At 69.9% G+C, this 15,324-nt stretch carries 16 protein-coding genes; 7 read left to right on the top strand and 9 right to left on the bottom strand.

Going from position 1 to position 15,324, the window contains the following annotated elements; translation table 11 throughout:
- Position 1: 1 nt before the first annotated feature.
- Genes MVA01S_RS07855 through MVA01S_RS07845 form a run of 3 tightly spaced genes read right to left on the bottom strand, consistent with a single transcriptional unit; the run spans position 2 to position 2,623 of the window.
- On the bottom strand, positions 2–874 hold the full coding sequence (locus MVA01S_RS07855; RefSeq protein ID WP_003930653.1) for a metal ABC transporter permease: 873 nt from the start codon (positions 872–874) through the stop codon (positions 2–4).
- Positions 871–1,656 carry a metal ABC transporter ATP-binding protein gene (locus MVA01S_RS07850; RefSeq protein WP_003930654.1) on the bottom strand — a complete coding sequence of 262 codons (786 nt, stop codon included), beginning with the start codon at positions 1,654–1,656 and terminating at the stop codon, positions 871–873. The genes MVA01S_RS07855 and MVA01S_RS07850 overlap by 4 nt, the downstream gene beginning before the upstream one ends.
- Positions 1,643–2,623: a metal ABC transporter solute-binding protein, Zn/Mn family gene (locus MVA01S_RS07845; protein WP_003930655.1), complete on the bottom strand. Its 981-nt coding sequence runs from the start codon at positions 2,621–2,623 to the stop codon at positions 1,643–1,645. The genes MVA01S_RS07850 and MVA01S_RS07845 overlap by 14 nt, the downstream gene beginning before the upstream one ends.
- Before the next feature lie 104 nt (positions 2,624–2,727).
- Between MVA01S_RS07845 and MVA01S_RS07840 the strand changes: the two genes are divergently transcribed.
- The 4 genes from MVA01S_RS07840 to MVA01S_RS07825 all read left to right on the top strand — a co-directional run bounded on the left by MVA01S_RS07840 (position 2,728) and on the right by MVA01S_RS07825 (position 6,960).
- Positions 2,728–3,492: a LamB/YcsF family protein gene (locus MVA01S_RS07840; protein ID WP_003930656.1), complete on the top strand. Its 765-nt coding sequence runs from the start codon at positions 2,728–2,730 to the stop codon at positions 3,490–3,492.
- A 109-nt stretch (positions 3,493–3,601) separates the two neighbouring features.
- Entirely contained in the window at positions 3,602–4,804 is a 1,203-nt protein-coding gene (locus tag MVA01S_RS07835) for an MFS transporter (RefSeq protein ID WP_003930657.1), read from the top strand.
- A 9-nt stretch (positions 4,805–4,813) separates the two neighbouring features.
- Positions 4,814–5,728 carry an MBL fold metallo-hydrolase gene (locus MVA01S_RS07830; protein ID WP_003930658.1) on the top strand — a complete coding sequence of 305 codons (915 nt, stop codon included), beginning with the start codon at positions 4,814–4,816 and terminating at the stop codon, positions 5,726–5,728.
- Positions 5,719–6,960 (top strand): SLC13 family permease, encoded by a 1,242-nt coding sequence (locus tag MVA01S_RS07825; RefSeq protein WP_040541361.1) that lies wholly within the window; start codon positions 5,719–5,721, stop codon positions 6,958–6,960. The genes MVA01S_RS07830 and MVA01S_RS07825 overlap by 10 nt, the downstream gene beginning before the upstream one ends.
- Here MVA01S_RS07825 and rlmB read toward each other — a convergent pair.
- The 4 genes from rlmB to carD are packed head-to-tail and all read right to left on the bottom strand — an operon-like array spanning position 6,957 to position 10,372.
- Complete coding sequence (gene rlmB / locus MVA01S_RS07820; RefSeq protein WP_003930660.1) at positions 6,957–7,901, bottom strand: 23S rRNA (guanosine(2251)-2'-O)-methyltransferase RlmB; 945 nt, start codon at positions 7,899–7,901, stop codon at positions 6,957–6,959. The two genes, MVA01S_RS07825 and rlmB, sit on opposite strands and share 4 nt — an antisense overlap.
- Entirely contained in the window at positions 7,901–9,292 is a 1,392-nt protein-coding gene (gene cysS / locus MVA01S_RS07815) for a cysteine--tRNA ligase (RefSeq protein ID WP_040541235.1), read from the bottom strand. Before cysS ends, rlmB begins: the two co-directional genes overlap by 1 nt.
- Positions 9,293–9,352: 60 nt before the next feature.
- Entirely contained in the window at positions 9,353–9,865 is a 513-nt protein-coding gene (gene ispF, locus MVA01S_RS07810; RefSeq protein WP_003930662.1) for a 2-C-methyl-D-erythritol 2,4-cyclodiphosphate synthase, read from the bottom strand.
- A gap of 18 nt (positions 9,866–9,883) precedes the next feature.
- Positions 9,884–10,372, bottom strand: coding sequence for an RNA polymerase-binding transcription factor CarD (gene carD / locus MVA01S_RS07805; protein ID WP_003930663.1), 489 nt, complete (start codon positions 10,370–10,372; stop codon positions 9,884–9,886).
- A 260-nt stretch (positions 10,373–10,632) separates the two neighbouring features.
- On the opposite strand from carD, the gene MVA01S_RS07800 reads away from it, so the two are divergent.
- From MVA01S_RS07800 to disA, 3 genes are all read left to right on the top strand, one after another.
- On the top strand, positions 10,633–11,217 hold the full coding sequence (locus MVA01S_RS07800; RefSeq protein ID WP_040541270.1) for a copper chaperone PCu(A)C domain-containing protein: 585 nt from the start codon (positions 10,633–10,635) through the stop codon (positions 11,215–11,217).
- Between the two features lie 62 nt (positions 11,218–11,279).
- A complete protein-coding gene (radA, locus tag MVA01S_RS07795) occupies positions 11,280–12,668 on the top strand; it encodes a DNA repair protein RadA (protein ID WP_040541272.1) in 1,389 nt (462 codons plus the stop codon).
- Between the two features lie 56 nt (positions 12,669–12,724).
- Positions 12,725–13,846, top strand: coding sequence for a DNA integrity scanning diadenylate cyclase DisA (gene disA / locus MVA01S_RS07790; RefSeq protein ID WP_003930666.1), 1,122 nt, complete (start codon positions 12,725–12,727; stop codon positions 13,844–13,846).
- 1 nt (position 13,847) lies between these two features.
- On the opposite strand, the gene MVA01S_RS07785 is transcribed toward disA, so the two are convergent.
- On the bottom strand, positions 13,848–14,618 hold the full coding sequence (locus MVA01S_RS07785; protein WP_186007280.1) for a hypothetical protein: 771 nt from the start codon (positions 14,616–14,618) through the stop codon (positions 13,848–13,850).
- 58 nt (positions 14,619–14,676) lie between these two features.
- Complete coding sequence (locus MVA01S_RS07780; RefSeq protein ID WP_003930668.1) at positions 14,677–15,297, bottom strand: carbonic anhydrase; 621 nt, start codon at positions 15,295–15,297, stop codon at positions 14,677–14,679.
- Between the last annotated feature and the right edge of the window lie 27 nt (positions 15,298–15,324).

Below are 15,324 nucleotides of genomic sequence, written 5' to 3'. Positions count from 1 at the left end.
GTTAGTGGATGGCCGGCGCCGCGGACCTGCGACTCGGGCGCGGCACGCGGAGACCGGCCCACACCAGCAACCAGACCGCGCACGCGATCGAGACGATCACGAAGCTCGGCGGCAGATTGAACATCGCCGAGAGGACCAGCCCCACCCACACCGAGACCAGTCCGATCGCGGCGGACACCGCCATCGCCACCACGGGGCGGGCGGTCAGCATCAGCGCGGTCGCGGCAGGGGTGACCACCAGGGCGAACAACAGCAGCGTCCCCACGGCCTGCACCGCCATCGTCACCGTCAACCCGAGCAGCACCATGAACGTGATCGACAGACCGCGCACCGGAACACCCTTGGCCTCAGCCACTTTGCTGTTGACCGAGGTGAACAGCAGCGGCCGGAAGATGAACGCGATGCCGGCGGCGGTCAACACCAGAAGCCCCAGGAAGGACAGCAACTGCTCGCCGGTGATCGCCAGCAGGTTGCCGAACAGCACGTTGGTCAGTGTCGAGGAGTTCCGGGTGGCCAGCGAGTTGAAGAACAACCCCAGCCCGGTGGCGAAAGCCAGCACGGTGCCGGTCGCTACCTCCCGGTCGGCGGCCCGCTTGCCGAGCGCTCCGATCACCAGCGCCCCGCCCACGCAGAACACGCCGAGCCCGACCGCGACCGGCAGGCCCACCAGCACCGCGCCGGTGGCGCCCGGCAGGCCGATGTGCGCCAGCGCGTGGGCGGCGAACGCGATGTGGCGCACCACGATGAAATAGCCCATCAGCCCGGCCGCCAAGGCCACGATGGTGCCGCCCAACCAAGCGTTGCGCATGAACGACGAGCCGAGGATGTGCAGCCAGTTGTCCTGGTAACCGAGGGCCACGACGGTCTGGGTCATCCGCCGCTCCGCATGTAGAGCTTGCCCTGCAGGGTGTGGGCCACCTGGATCCTGGTTCCGTACATGTGGGTGAGCAGGTCGGAGTCGACGACGCGGTCCAGTGCCGCGTGGTGGGCGTGCCCGTCGAGCAGATAGATCGCGCTGTCCAGGACCGCCAGCAGCGGGTTGAGGTCGTGCGTCACCACCAGGACCGTCACCCCGAGCTCGCGCTTGAGCCGGTCGAGCACCGCGACGATCTCGTGCTGGTTGCGCAGATCCAGCGAGGCCAGCGGCTCGTCGAGGATCAGCATCCGCGGCCGCGACACCAGCGCGGCCGCCAGCGCGATCCGCTGCCGCTGCCCGCCGGACAGGTCCGAGAGCCTGCGGTCGGCGATCTCGCGGGCGTCCACCCAGCCCAGCGCCTCGTCGACGCGCTGACGGTCGGCGGCGCTGGTGCGGCCGAAACCCCACCGGCGCCCCGTCAGACCGAGCAGCACCGCATCCCGGGCCCGGATGGCCTCGTTCGCGTTCGCGTCGTAATTCTGTGGGACATAACCGATCTCGTCATTGGCGCTGCCGGGCCGGTGGCCGTAGACGCGGACCTTCCCCGCGGTCGGCGGGAGCAGTCCGAGGATCACCTGCAGCAGCGTGGTCTTGCCCGAACCGTTGGGCCCGATCACGGCGACGAAGCTGCCCGCCTCGACCCGGAACGTCGAGTCGCTCCAGATCACGCGTCCGTCGCGCTCGACACTGACGTCCTCGAACGACAGCGCCGGTACCGCGGCGGGGTCAGGTGCGGACACCGAGTGCCTCGGCCAGGGAATCCAGTTGCGCCACCTGCCAATCCTGGAACGAACCGGCCCCGTCGGGCAACGTCTCGGTCACCTCGACGACGGCGACGCCGGCCCGCTCGGCGGCGGACCGTAGCTGTTGGGGCACCGAACCCTCGGTCTGGATGTTGTAGATCAGCACGTCGACGCCGCGGTCGGCGAGCAACCGCAGGAACGCGTCGAGATCGGCCGGCGACGGTTCACTCTCGTTGGCCGCGGCGGCGCGGTAGCCGGCCGGGGTGCGGTCCACCAGGCCGACCGCGGTGGCCATGTCCTCGAACACGCTCTCGGTGGCGCCGTAGGTCCTGCCCGTGGCGCCGGTCCGGATCGCCGCGATCGTGTCGTGGTAGGGCTTCATCGACTCCCCGAACGCCGCGCGCCGGTCGGCGAAGTAGCCGGCGGCGTCCGGGGAGAGCTCGGTCAGCGTCGCGGTGACCGCATCGGCGACCTCGGTCACCACCGCCGGGCTGTACCAGACGTGCGGGTTCTCGCCTGCGCTGTGGTCGTGGTGCGCGTGGTCCCCGTGATCGTCATCGCTGTGGCCGCCGCCGAGCTCGACCGCGTTGACCACCCGCGCATCGGCCGCCGAGGTCGCGGCGAGCTTGACCGCCCACTCGTCGTAGTGCCCGCCGTTGACGACCACCAGTTGGGCGCCCTCGAAGGCCACCGCGTCCGAGGGCGCGGGTTCGTAGTCGTGTGGATCGACCGACGAACCGGCCAGCACCGTCGTCACCTCGGCGCACGCCCCGCCGAGCTGGGTCACGATGTCACCCCACTGGTCGACGCTGACGACGACGTCGACCGCCGACGCTGGGCAGTCCGGGGCACCGGCCGCCGACGGGGCGGCGGTGTCCGCACCGCCGCAGGCGGACAGGGACAGAGGCAGACAGACGGCGAGCGTCGCGGTGAGCGCACGCAGACGACGGGACGAACGAGACACCTCGCAACGATAACCGTTTTCAATAACGGGCGCACACCGCCGTGGTCGCCGTCACTTCCCCGTCACCGGCCGGCGTCCGGGATCTCGCCCATTAGGCTCGCGCCATGACCACGGTCTCGGTCGACCTCAACGCCGACCTCGGTGAGGGTTTCGGGGTCTGGACGCTCGGTGACGACGACGCGATGCTGGAGATCGTCACCTCCGCCAACGTCGCGTGCGGTTTCCACGCCGGTGACCCGGCGACGCTGGCGAAGGTGTGCCGGGCGGCGGCCGCGCGTGGAGTGCGAATCGGCGCCCAGGTCAGCTACCGCGATCTGGCCGGCTTCGGCAGACGCTTCATCGACGCCAGCGCCGAGGACCTGACCGCCGACGTGATGTACCAGATCGGCGCCCTCTCTGCGCTGGCCGCCGCGGCCGGCACTTCCGTGTCCTACGTCAAACCCCATGGTGCGCTGTACAACTCGATCGTCACCAACCGAATCCAGGCGCAGGCGGTGGCCGAAGCCGTGCACGCCGTCGACCCCGGGCTTCCCGTACTCGGCCTGGCCGGCTCCGTGTTCTTCGCCGCCGCCGACCGCCTGGGGTTGCGCACCGTGCCGGAAGCGTTCGCCGACCGGGCCTACCGGCCCGACGGCCAGTTGGTGTCGCGGCGCGAGCGCAACGCGGTGCTGCACGACGTCGACGAGATCGCCGCACGCGTGATCTCGATGGTCACCGCCGGACGGGTCACCGCGGTGGACGGTTCGACGATCCCGGTCACCGTCGAATCGGTCTGTGTGCACGGCGACTCCCCCGGCGCCGTGCAGATCGCGACCGCGGTTCGCGAACGGCTGGTCGGCGACGGCGTGACGCTGGCTCCGTTCACCTGAACCGGCCGGGGAATATCCGGCGCCCCTCCGGGTTTGAAGTTCGTCAGGCCCGACGTAACCTCGACGGGCTCTACGCACATCGAAATCAGCCGGTTGGAGGTGAGGCGCGGTGGTCGCGTTCGACCCCTCCGTCAGAGACGCCCAGCGGTGGGCCTACCCACTGCTGCTGGTGCTCAGCGGTGTCGCGCTCGGGGTCTCCGGGATGCCCGCACCGCTGTACGGCATCTACGAGACCAACTGGCATCTCTCGCCGCTGGCCACCACCGTGGTCTTCGCGGTGTACGCCATCGCCGCGCTGGCCGCCGTGCTCGTGTCCGGCCGGATCTCCGACGTGGTGGGCCGCAAACCGGTGCTCGTCGCCGCGCTGATCGCTCTGCTGGTCGGCCTCGGCGTGTTCCTGGTCGCCGACAGCATGGCCATGCTGCTGCTGGCCCGCACCATCCACGGCGCGGCGGTGGGTTCGATCGTCGTCGCGGGCGCGGCCGCCCTGCTGGATCTGCGGCCCGATCACGGCGTGCGTGCCGGTCAGCTCAGCGGCGTCAGCTTCAACATCGGGATGACCGTCGCGATCTTCGGCTCGGCGCTGCTCGCCCAGTACGCGCCCCACCCGCTGCGCACCCCGTACGCCGTCGTCGCTGTCCTCTGCCTCATCGTCGGCGTCGGCGTGCTGGCCCTGCGGGAAACCCACACCAACCGCGCCAGCGGCCCCATCCGCATCGCCAAACCCTCTGTGCCTGAGGAAATCCGTGGCGACTTCTGGTTCTCCGCACTCGGCGCGATGGCCTCCTGGTCGGTGCTGGGGGTACTGCTGTCGCTGTACCCGTCGCTGGCGGCGCGCCAGACCCACATCGACAACCTGGTCTTCGGCGGGGCGGTGGTCGGCACCACCGCCTTCGCCGCCGCGCTCGCACAACTGGCGGCCACCCGCATCCCGGCGCGGTACTCGGCGATCATCGGCGACGCGGGCATGGCCGCCGCTCTGCTGCTGACGATCCCGGTGCTGCTGACCCACCAGTGGCAGCTGGTCTTCGTCGCGGCCGCACTGCTCGGCGCGACGTTCGGGCTCGGGTTCGGGGGCTCGCTGCGCCACCTGTCCGACGTGGTGCCCGCGGGCAGGCGGGGCGAGACGATGTCGGCGTTCTACCTGCTCGCCTACTCGGCGATGGCCGTGCCCACCCTGATCGCGGGCTGGGCGGCCACCCGATGGGATCTGGCCGCGGTGTTCCCGTGGTTCGCCGGCGCGGTGGCGGCGGCCTGCCTGGGCGCCGCACTGGCCGGACTCCGCAGCATCAGGGCCACCCGCACCGCTTAGGGTGTCGACATGCGCCTGAAGGCCGGGCGGCCTGACCTGCAGGCCTACGCCGGGTATTTCGACCTGCCGTCCCCGCCGGCATCGTCACCGCTGACGGTGACCTGGGCCGGAGTCTCGACTCTATTGATCGACGATGGTCAGTCCGCGCTCATGACCGACGGGTTCTTCACCCGGCCAAGCCTTCTCACCGTCGCCGCGCGGACGCTGAAACCGTCCCTGCCCCGGATCCGGGACGGGCTGGCCAGGATGGGCGTGACCCACCTGGACGCCGTCACCCCGGTGCACACCCACTATGACCACGCGATGGACTCGGCGGTCGTCGCCGAGCTGACAGGCGCCCGGTTGGTCGGCGGCACCTCCGCGGCGCACCTCGGCCACGGACACGGCCTGGACCGCATCGAGGTCGTCACCCCGGGCACGCCGACTGCCGCGGGCAACTTCGACCTCACCCTCATCGAGGGCGACCACTGCCCCCCGGACCGCTTCCCGGGCACCATCACCGCACCGGTCACCGTGCCGGCACGGGTCTCGGCATACCGCTGCGGAGAGGCGTGGTCGACGCTGGTGCGCCACCGGCCGTCCGGGATCGGCATCCTCATCGTCGGCAGCGCCGGATTCCGGCCGGACGCGCTGAGCGGCCACCGCGCCGATGTGGCATACCTCGGCGTCGGGCAGCTCGGGCTGCAACCGGACAGCTACCTCGTCGAATACTGGACGCAGACCGTCCGCACCGTCGGCGCCCGCCGGGTGGTGCTGATCCACTGGGACGACTTCTTCCGGCCGTTGCGCAAGCCGCTGCGCGCCCTGCCGTACGCCGCCGACGACCTCGATCGGTCGATGCGCGTGCTGACCAGGCTGGCCGCCGAAGACGGCGTCGGACTGCACCTGCCCACGCTGTGGCGGCCGGCCGCCCCATGGCACTGACCGTCTCCGTCCTCGCGCTGGCCGCGGTGCTCGGGTTCGCGCTGCTGCGCCCCCACCGCTGGCCCGAAGCCGTCGTCGCGGTGCCCGCCGCCGGCGCCGTGATCGCCGTCGGCGCCCTGTCCTGGGACGACGCTGTCGCCGAGGTGGGTCGGCTCGCACCGGTGGTGGGGTTCCTGGCCGCGGTGCTCGTACTGGCGCGGCTGTGTGACGACCTCGGGCTGTTCCACGCCGCAGGCGTGCTGATGGCCCGGGCCACCTCCGGCGGCCAGAACCGGTTACTGGCCTCGGTGTTCGCGATCGCTGCCGGCGTGACCGCGGTGCTGAGCCTGGACGCCACCGTCGTCCTGCTGACCCCTGTCGTGCTGGCCACCGCGCGGATGCTCGCGGTCCCGGCCCGGCCCCACGCCTACGCCACCGCGCACCTGGCCAACACCGCATCGCTGCTGCTGCCGGTGTCGAACCTGACCAACCTGTTGGCCTTCAGCGCGGCCGGGCTGTCGTTCCTGCATTTCGCCGCGGCCATGTCCCTGCCCTGGCTGGCCGCCATCGTCGTCGAATTCCTCTTGTTGCGTTGGTTTTTCGCGAAGGATCTGGCGATCCCGCCTCAACGCGAGGTGCACACCGAACCGATCGAGGTGCCTGCCTTCGCACTGGTGGTGGTGGGCCTGACGCTGGCCGGTTTCGCCGTGACCTCCCTGTTGGGGCTGTCGCCGGCGTGGGCGGCACTGGCCGGGGCGCTGGTACTGGGAGCGCGCGCGCTGAGTACGGGGCGCACCACGGTCACCGCGATCGCCAAAGCGGTCGACGTGCCGTTTCTGGCGTTCGTGCTGTGCCTCGGCGTCGTGGTCGACGCGGTGATGCGCAGCGGGCTGGAGCCCGCCATGCACCGGCTGATCCCCGACGGTCAGGGCCTGTGGGCACTGCTGGCGATCGCCGCGGTGGCGGCCGTGCTGTCCAACCTCGTCAACAACCTGCCCGCGGTGCTGGTGCTGCTGCCGCTGGTGAGCGCGGCCGGGCCCGCCCCGGTGCTGGCGGTGCTGATCGGGGTGAACATCGGGCCCAACCTGACCTACATCGGCTCGCTGGCAAACCTGTTGTGGCGCAGCGTCGTCCGGCGGGACATGAAAGCCGGGTTCGGGGAGTTCAGCCGGGTGGGCCTGTGCACCACCCCGCTCGTGCTCATCGCCGCGGTGCTGGGGCTGTGGACCTGGATCCAGCTGGTGGGGCTCTAGTTCAGGCGGCGCTGCCGGGCGATCTCGGCGAGCACGACTCCGGCTGCCACCGAGGCGTTCAGCGACTCGGTGGGGCCTGCCATCGGGATGGACACGATGCGATCGCAGTTCTCCCGCACCAGGCGCGACAGGCCCTTGCCTTCCGAACCGACCACCACGATGGTCGGACTCAACCCGTCGATCTCGTCGATCGTGGTGTCACCGTCGGCGTCGAGTCCGACGACCTGCAGTCCCGCGTCGGCGTACTGCTTCAGCGTGCGGTTGAGGTTGGTCGCCCGCGCCACGGGCGTCCTGGCTGCAGCACCCGCGCTGGTCCGCCACGCGACAGCGGTGACAGACGCCGACCTGCGCTGTGGCAGCACGACGCCGTGGCCGCCGAATGCGGAGACCGAACGGACGATCGCACCGAGGTTGCGCGGATCGGAGATGTTGTCGAGTGCGACCAGAAGTGCCGGGGCCGCATCCGATTTCGCGTCGCGAAGCAGATCGTCGGGGTGCGCGTAGTTGTAGGGCGGCACCTGCAGCGCGATGCCCTGATGCAGGCCGTTGGCCGCGATCCGGTCCAGGTCGTGACGGGGCACCTCAAGAATCGAGATGCCTCTGTCTGCAGCCATCTGCACCGACTCGGTGAGACGCTCGTCGGAGTCGGTGCCCAGCGCCACGTACAGCGCGGTGGCGGGCACCCCGGCGCGCAGGCACTCCACCACCGGGTTACGCCCGAGGACGATCTCGGTGTCGTCGGTCTTCTTGTGCCTGCCCTGCGCTTGGCGCGCCGCCTTGGCGGCGCGCTTGCCCGCAGGGTGATGCGGCCGCTCGTGCGCAGGCGGCGTCGCGCCGCGGCCTTCCAGACCGCGCCGCCGGACCCCGCCGGACCCGATGGTCGGCCCCTTCTTGGTTCCGGCCTTACGCACCGCACCGCGACGCTGTGAATTACCCGCCATTACTTGTCCGTCCCGTCCAGAAGTGACCACTGGGGACCGTCGGCGGTGTCGGTCACCTCGATACCGGCCGCCTTGAGGCGGTCCCGGATGGCATCGGCCTCGGCCCAGTCCCGGCAGGCCCTGGCCTCCTCGCGGCGTCGCACCTCGGCCCGCACGAGCACGTCGACCGCCGCGAGCGCCGCCGAGGTCTCGTCACGTGACTCCCAGCGCTCGTCGAGCGGGTCGGCACCCAGGATGCCCATCATCGCCCGGATCGACATCGCGTGCGCCAGTGCGGTGTCGTGGTCACCGGCGTCCAGCGCCCGGTTGCCCTCGGCCCGCACGGCGTGCACCTCGGCCAGCGCCATCGGCACGGCGAGGTCGTCGTCAAGAGCGGCGCCGAACTTCGGCGTCCACTCACCCGGCACCACCGCACCCACCCGGGTGCGGACCCGGTGCAGGAAGTCCTCGATGCCGGCGTAGGCCCTCGCCGCGTCCTGCAGCGCCGTCTCGGAGAACTCCAGCATGGACCGGTAATGCGCACTGCCCAGGTAATAGCGCAGCTCAGCAGCCCGAACCCGTTGCAGCACAGCAGGTATCGCGAGAACATTGCCCAGCGACTTGCTCATTTTCTCGCCGCCCATGGTGACCCAGCCGTTGTGCATCCAGAACCGGGCGAACCCGTCACCGGCCGCCTCCGCCTGCGCCATCTCGTTCTCGTGGTGCGGGAAAACCAAGTCCATGCCGCCGGCATGGATGTCGAACTCGGGGCCGAGATAGGTCTCGCACATCGCGACGCACTCGGTGTGCCAGCCGGGTCTTCCCCGCCCCCACGGAGTCGGCCAGGACGGCTCTCCGGGCTTGGCACCCTTCCACAACGTGAAGTCGCGCTGGTCCCGCTTGCCGGTGGCCACGCCCTCGCCCTGATGGACGTCGTCGATCTTGTGGCCCGACAGCTTGCCGTACGCGGACAGCGTCGAGACGTCGAAGTAGACGTCCCCGGCCCCGGTGTAGGCGTGCCCACGCTCGATGAGCCGCTCGATCAGCTCCACCATCTGCGTGATGTGCCCGGTCGCTCGCGGCTCGGCCGACGGCGGCAGCACGCCCAGCGCGTCGTAGGCGGCGGTGAACGCCCGCTCGTAGGTGGCCGCCCACTCCCACCAGGGACGTCCCGCGTCGGCGGCCTTGTTCAGGATCTTGTCGTCGATGTCGGTGACGTTGCGGATGAAGGCCACGTCGAAGCCTTTGGCGGTCAGCCAGCGCCGCAGCACGTCGAACGCGACACCACTGCGGACATGCCCGATGTGGGGCAGACCCTGCACCGTCGCGCCGCACAGATAGATGGACACGTGGCCGGGCCGCAGCGGCGCGAAATCGCGCACACCGCCAGACAAAGTGTCATAGAGCCGCATGACAGCTGCGGGGCTTTCGGTCACGACCGGCCAGCTTACCGGCCCGATCAGCCAGAACCCTCATCGCTGCTGAACCGACTCCTCGCGCGAGCGCTCGTCGGTGACCACAAGTGCCGTCGCCATCGCGGCCAGCCCCTCGCCGCGCCCGGTCAGACCCAGGCCGTCGGTCGTGGTCGCCGACACCGACACCGGGGCGCCGAGCAGCTCGGACAGCACGGCCTGCGCCTCTGCGCGCCGGGGACCGACCTTGGGCCGGTTCCCGATGACCTGCACGACGGCGTTGCCGACGCGCAGGCCATTGGAGACCAGCATGGAATTCACGTGCCGCAACATTTCGGCACCACTGACACCCCGCCATTGCGGCAGGCCGGTGCCGAACACCTCGCCGATGTCGCCCATGCCCGCTGCAGACAACAACGCGTCGCAGAGAGCATGGGCGGCCACGTCGCCGTCCGAGTGGCCGGCGCAGCCGTCTGCGTCATCGAATCGCAGACACAGCAACCAGCACGGACGACCGGCTTCGATGGGATGTACGTCGGTACCGAGCCCGACGCGGATACCCGGAAGTGTCACAGCCGCATCGAGGTGCGGCTAGGACGCCGCAGCGAGAACTTCGTCCAGAATCGTCGAGGCCTTGGCGTCGTCGGTGTTCTCGGCGAGCGCGAGCTCACCCACCAGGATCTGCCGGGCCTTGGCCAACATGCGCTTCTCGCCGGCCGACAGCCCGCGCTCCTGATCACGACGCCACAGGTCGCGGACGACCTCGGCCACCTTGTTCACATCACCGGAGGCCAGCTTCTCGAGATTGGCCTTGTACCGCCGCGACCAGTTGGTCGGCTCTTCGGTATGCGGTGCCCGCAACACCTGGAAGACCTTGTCGAGGCCCTCCTGCCCGACGACATCACGCACGCCCACATACTCAGCGTTGTCTGCGGGAACACGAACGGTGAGATCTCCCTGCGAGACCTTGAGGACGAGATATTCTTTCTGCTCGCCCTTGATGGTCCGGGTTTCGATCGCCTCGATCAACGCAGCACCGTGGTGTGGATAGACGACGGTGTCTCCGACCTTGAAAATCATCAGTTTCGAACCCCTTTCACCCCTTGATCTTAACACGCACCGCCATCGGGCGCGGATCAACGATGCAGGTCAGGGGCACGGAAGGTATGTACTAGGGGTTGACACCACAACGAATCCGTGCATCGTCGGGGCCCGTCCAGCGGTGTTCCCGGGCGCGTCCCGACCTCGGCTACCGCGCCGGATGATCACCTACTACTCTGCATAGTCGAACCACGGTGCCCGGCGGGAAACGTCTCCGCCGGCTAAGCAGGAGGCCCCCAGTGAACCCCTTCAAACGGCCCTCTTCTGTCGTCGCCGCGCTGGCGACTTGCGGTGTGGCCGCGTCGGTCGTGCTCAGCGGCTGCAGCGCCGGGCAGGTGTCCCAGACCGCCACCCAGGAGCCGGCGGTCAACGGCACGAGCGGCAACGTCGGGAACATCGCGCTGCGCAATGTCCACCTGCGTGCCGAGCAAACAACCGACTATGTGCAGCCCGGCACCGAGGTCGAGTTGCTCTTCGTCGCGGCGAACAACTCGCCCGACATCGCCGACAAGCTGGTGTCGATCACCTCCGACATCGGCGAGGTGACGCTGACCGGTGGCGGCGACCTGCCGGTGAACGGCTCCCTGTTGGTCGGCGCACCCGACGGCCAGGTCGCGGCGCTGGAGAGCGTCGAGCCAGCCGACGCCGCCGAGGCCAAGGTCGAGCTGAACAAGCCGATCACCAACGGGCTCACGTACGACTTCACGTTCACGTTCCAGAAGGCCGGCCAGGCCACGGTCCCGGTGCCGATCTCGGCCGGTGAGAGCCCGCGCCGGGAAGAGGCCGGCAGTTCGGCCGGCCACGGTGGTGGCGGCGGGCACTAGCCCGTCACGACACGTTCGCGTGCCGTCGGCGTTCTGTCGGTGCCGGCGGTTACGGTCAGCGCGTGGCCCGGACAAATTCGAAAGTACGTTCGCAATACCGTTGTTCGGAGTGCCATCACGTCACCCCCAAATGGGTGGGCCGATGCCCGGAATGCGGCACCTGGGGCACGGTCAACGAGGTGGCGCTGAGCGCAGTCGGCGGTTCCGCGGCCCGGCGTCCGGTCGCTCCGGCCTCCCCTGCAGTGCCGATCAGCTCGATCGACCCGGGCACCACCCGGCATTTCCACACCGGCATCAGCGAGCTCGACCGGGTGCTGGGCGGCGGCGTGGTCCCCGGCTCGGTGACCCTGCTCGCCGGAGATCCCGGAGTCGGCAAATCGACCCTGCTGCTGGAAGTCGCCCACCGCTGGGCGTCGACCGGCCGCCGGGCGCTGTACCTGTCGGGTGAGGAGTCGGCCGGGCAGATCAGATTGCGCGCCGAGCGCACCGGCTGCACCCACGACGAGGTGTACCTGGCCGCCGAGTCCGACCTGCAGACCGCGCTCGGCCACATCGACGTCGTGCAACCCAGCCTGGTGGTCGTGGACTCCGTGCAGACCATGTCGACCACCGAGGCCGACGGCGTGACCGGCGGGGTCACCCAGGTCCGCGCCGTCACCACCGCGCTGACCATGACGGCCAAGACCACCGGGGTCGCCATGCTGCTCGTCGGGCACGTCACCAAGGACGGAGCGATCGCCGGGCCGCGCTCGCTGGAACACCTGGTCGACGTAGTCCTGCACTTCGAGGGCGACCGCTCGTCGGCGCTGCGCATGGTGCGCGGCGTCAAGAACCGGTTCGGCGCCGCCGATGAGGTCGGATGTTTCCTGTTGCACGACAACGGGATCGAGTGCGTGTCCGACCCGTCCGGGCTGTTCCTCGACCAGCGGCCCAAGCCGGTCTCGGGCACCGCGGTCACCGTCACCCTCGATGGCAAGCGCCCGATGATCGGGGAGGTTCAGGCGCTCATCGGCGCGCCGGCCAGCGGCAGCCCCCGTCGCGCCGTCAGCGGCATCGACTCCTCCCGCGCGGCGATGATCACCGCGGTGCTGGAGAAGCGTGCGCGGCTGCCGGTCGGCACGAACGACATCTACCTGTCCACCGTCGGCGGCATGCGGCTGACCGATTCGTCGTCGGACCTGGCCGTGGCCCTGGCGATCGCGTCGGCCTACACCGATCTCGCGCTGCCCACCACCGCGATCGCGATCGGTGAGGTCGGCCTGGCCGGGGATCTGCGCCGGGTGACGGGCATGGACCGCAGGCTGGCCGAGGCGGCCAGGCTCGGGTTCACCTGCGCGGTCGTCCCGTCCGGGGTGGCGTCAGCACCGGCCGGGCTGCAGGTGCTGTCGGCCGACAACATCACCTCGGCGTTGCAGGTGTTGCGGCGGATCAGCCAGAATGGCGCGAACTGACAGCCCAGCGCGGACGTGGGGACCGCAGACGTGGAGACTGCAGACGTGGAGACAATGTGGCCGTGAAGTCGACGACAGCCCGGGCTGCGCGCACGGTCGTGCCGCTGGCGCGCCCGACGCTGCGGGAGACGATCGCCCGGCTGGCTCCCGGGACCCCGCTGCGCGACGGCCTTGAACGCATCCTGCGCGGCCGGACCGGCGCGCTGATCGTCATCGGCTACGACGACAGCGTCGAGGCGATCTGCGACGGCGGATTCTCGCTGGACGTCCGCTACGCACCGACGCGGCTGCGCGAGCTGTCGAAGATGGACGGCGCGGTGGTGCTGTCCAGCGACGGCAGCCGGATCCTGCGCGCGAACGTGCAGCTGGTGCCCGATCCGTCGATCCCCACCGAAGAGTCCGGCACCAGGCACCGGTCGGCCGAGCGGACCGCCATCCAGACCGGCTACCCGGTGATCTCGGTGAGCCACTCGATGAGCATCGTGACCGTGTACGTCGCCGGCGAGCGTCACGTGGTGCCCGAGTCGGCGACGATCCTGTCCCGGGCCAATCAGACCATCGACACCCTCGAGCGCTACAAGACCCGGCTCGACGAGGTCAGCAGGCAGCTGTCGACGGCGGAGATCGAGGACTTCGTGACGCTGCGCGACGTGATGACCGTGGTGCAGCGGCTGGAGATGGTGCGCCGGATCAGCCTGGAGATCGACTCCGACGTCGTCGAGCTCGGCACCGACGGGCGGCAGCTCAAGCTGCAGCTCGACGAACTCGTCGGCGACAACGACACCGACCGCGAGTTGATCGTGCGCGACTACCACGCCAACCCCGACCCGCCCACGGCCGCGCAGGTGACCGCGACGCTGGAAGAGCTCGACGCGCTGTCGGACAGCGAATTGCTGGACTTCACCACCCTGGCCCGGGTGTTCGGCTATCCGTCGACCGCCGAGGCGCAGGACTCGGCGATGAGCTCACGCGGCTACCGGGCGATGGCGGGTATCCCCCGGCTGCAGTTCGCCCACGTCGACCTGCTGGTGCGCAACTTCGGCTCCCTGCAGGGCCTGCTGGCCGCGAGCGCCAGCGACCTGCAGTCGGTGGACGGCATCGGCTCGATGTGGGCGCGCCACATCAGGGAGGGCCTGTCCCAGCTGGCCGAATCGACGATCGCCGACCGGCTGGCCTGACTCAGCCGATGGGTCCGGGCGGCTGCCCGGGTCCCTGCGGCGGAAGGTCGCCCGGGGCGGCAGCGGGCTGGGCAAGGATGAACGGCACCGTCGCCGATCTCAGATTGCCCAGCTGGACCACCAGGTTGTAGGTGCCCGGCCCGATCGGCTGCCGCGGCAGCGGGCAGTTCGGGGCCGAACCCATTCCGGTCCAGGTCACCTCGGTGGTCACCTGCTCGCCCGGCTGGAAGGTCTTGATCAGCGTCTCGTTGGACGGCGCGCAGTCCAGATTCGACCACAGTCGCTGGTTGTCCAGGGAGTACACGTAGGCCGCGAGCACCGCCGCTCCCACATCGCGCTGGCACGCGACCAGGCCGATGTTGGTCACCACCATGGTGAACTTCGGCTGATCGCCGACCACGTACTGGGGCTGGTTGGTGATGCCTTTGACCGCGAGCGTGGAGTCCGGGCAGTCGTCGCCCTCTTTGAGGATCGGCGGCGGCACCACCGCCGCCGTCGGCGTCGGGGTGGGCGGCGGCGCCTGCTGCGCCGGTGGCTGGATCGGCGACTTGACGGCGGGATCCTCGCCCGGCAGCGGCGGCGGGGCGTCCTCGGCCGACGCCGAGGACGATTCGTTGGCAGTCGGCTGTTCGGAACTCGTGCTGTTCAACACGACGACGGAGACCACGGCCGCGACGATGCCGATGACCAGCACGGCGATGCCGAGGGCGAGCGCCCTGCGACGCCAGTAAATCTGCCTGGGCAGCGGCCCATGTGGTTCTAGATCCAGCACGAGATCACGGTAAGGCCAGGTCACGCCGCGTTGTCCGACGCTGCCCGGCGTGTCGCCCTCAGGCTTCGCCGATGTCACCGATATGGTCGCGCAATACCACCTGGCCGTCGGCGAGGTGGTAGGTCACGCCGGCAATCGCCAACGCACCGCTGTCCACCGCGTCGTGGATCGCCTTCGACCGGCTCAGCAACTGCTTACCGGTCTCGGTCACGTGCCGTGCCTCGAACTCGTCGATCCGGTTCAGACCGTCGCGGCGGGCCGCCAGGATCGACGGCATGACCCGCTCGACCACGTCCCGCACATAGCCGCCTGGGACGTCGCCGTCGTCGATCGCTCCCAGCGCCGCCTTGACCGCCCCGCAGCTGTCGTGCCCGAGCACCACGATCAGCGGCACATTCAGTACCGTGACGGCGTACTCGATCGAGCCCAGCACCGCCGAGTCGATCACGTGGCCGGCGGTGCGCACCACGAACATGTCGCCCAGGCCCTGATCGAACAGGATCTCGGCGGCGACCCGGCTGTCACCGCAACCGAAGACCACCGCGGTCGGTTTCTGCGCCGACGTGAGGCTGGCGCGGTGTTCGATGCTCTGGCTGGGATGCAGCGCCTTCCCGGCCACGAAACGCTCGTTACCCTCTTTGAGTGCTTTCCATGCGGTCAACGGGCTCGAGTTCGGCATGGCTGCCATTCTGCCCGAGACACGACC

It is taken from the genome of Mycolicibacterium vaccae NBRC 14118 = CIP 105934 (assembly GCF_001552715.1).
Lineage (GTDB): Bacteria > Actinomycetota > Actinomycetes > Mycobacteriales > Mycobacteriaceae > Mycobacterium > Mycobacterium vaccae.
Note: the sequence above shows the minus strand (reverse complement) of the source record. Positions and strands in the feature narration are given on the sequence as shown.

Bases quoted from the DNA above. Each gene is read 5' to 3' on its own strand.
- rlmB (WP_003930660.1), bottom strand. From the start codon at position 7,901: ATGGCGGGTAATTCACAGCGTCGCGGTGCGGTGCGTAAGGCCGGAACC.
- carD (WP_003930663.1), bottom strand. From the start codon at position 10,372: ATGATTTTCAAGGTCGGAGACACCGTCGTCTATCCACACCACGGTGCT.
- MVA01S_RS07780 (WP_003930668.1), bottom strand. From the start codon at position 15,297: ATGCCGAACTCGAGCCCGTTGACCGCATGGAAAGCACTCAAAGAGGGT.
- MVA01S_RS07830 (WP_003930658.1), top strand. From the start codon at position 4,814: ATGCGCCTGAAGGCCGGGCGGCCTGACCTGCAGGCCTACGCCGGGTAT.
- MVA01S_RS07855 (WP_003930653.1), bottom strand. From the start codon at position 874: ATGACCCAGACCGTCGTGGCCCTCGGTTACCAGGACAACTGGCTGCAC.
- MVA01S_RS07825 (WP_040541361.1), top strand. From the start codon at position 5,719: ATGGCACTGACCGTCTCCGTCCTCGCGCTGGCCGCGGTGCTCGGGTTC.
- MVA01S_RS07840 (WP_003930656.1), top strand. From the start codon at position 2,728: ATGACCACGGTCTCGGTCGACCTCAACGCCGACCTCGGTGAGGGTTTC.
- cysS (WP_040541235.1), bottom strand. From the start codon at position 9,292: ATGCGGCTCTATGACACTTTGTCTGGCGGTGTGCGCGATTTCGCGCCG.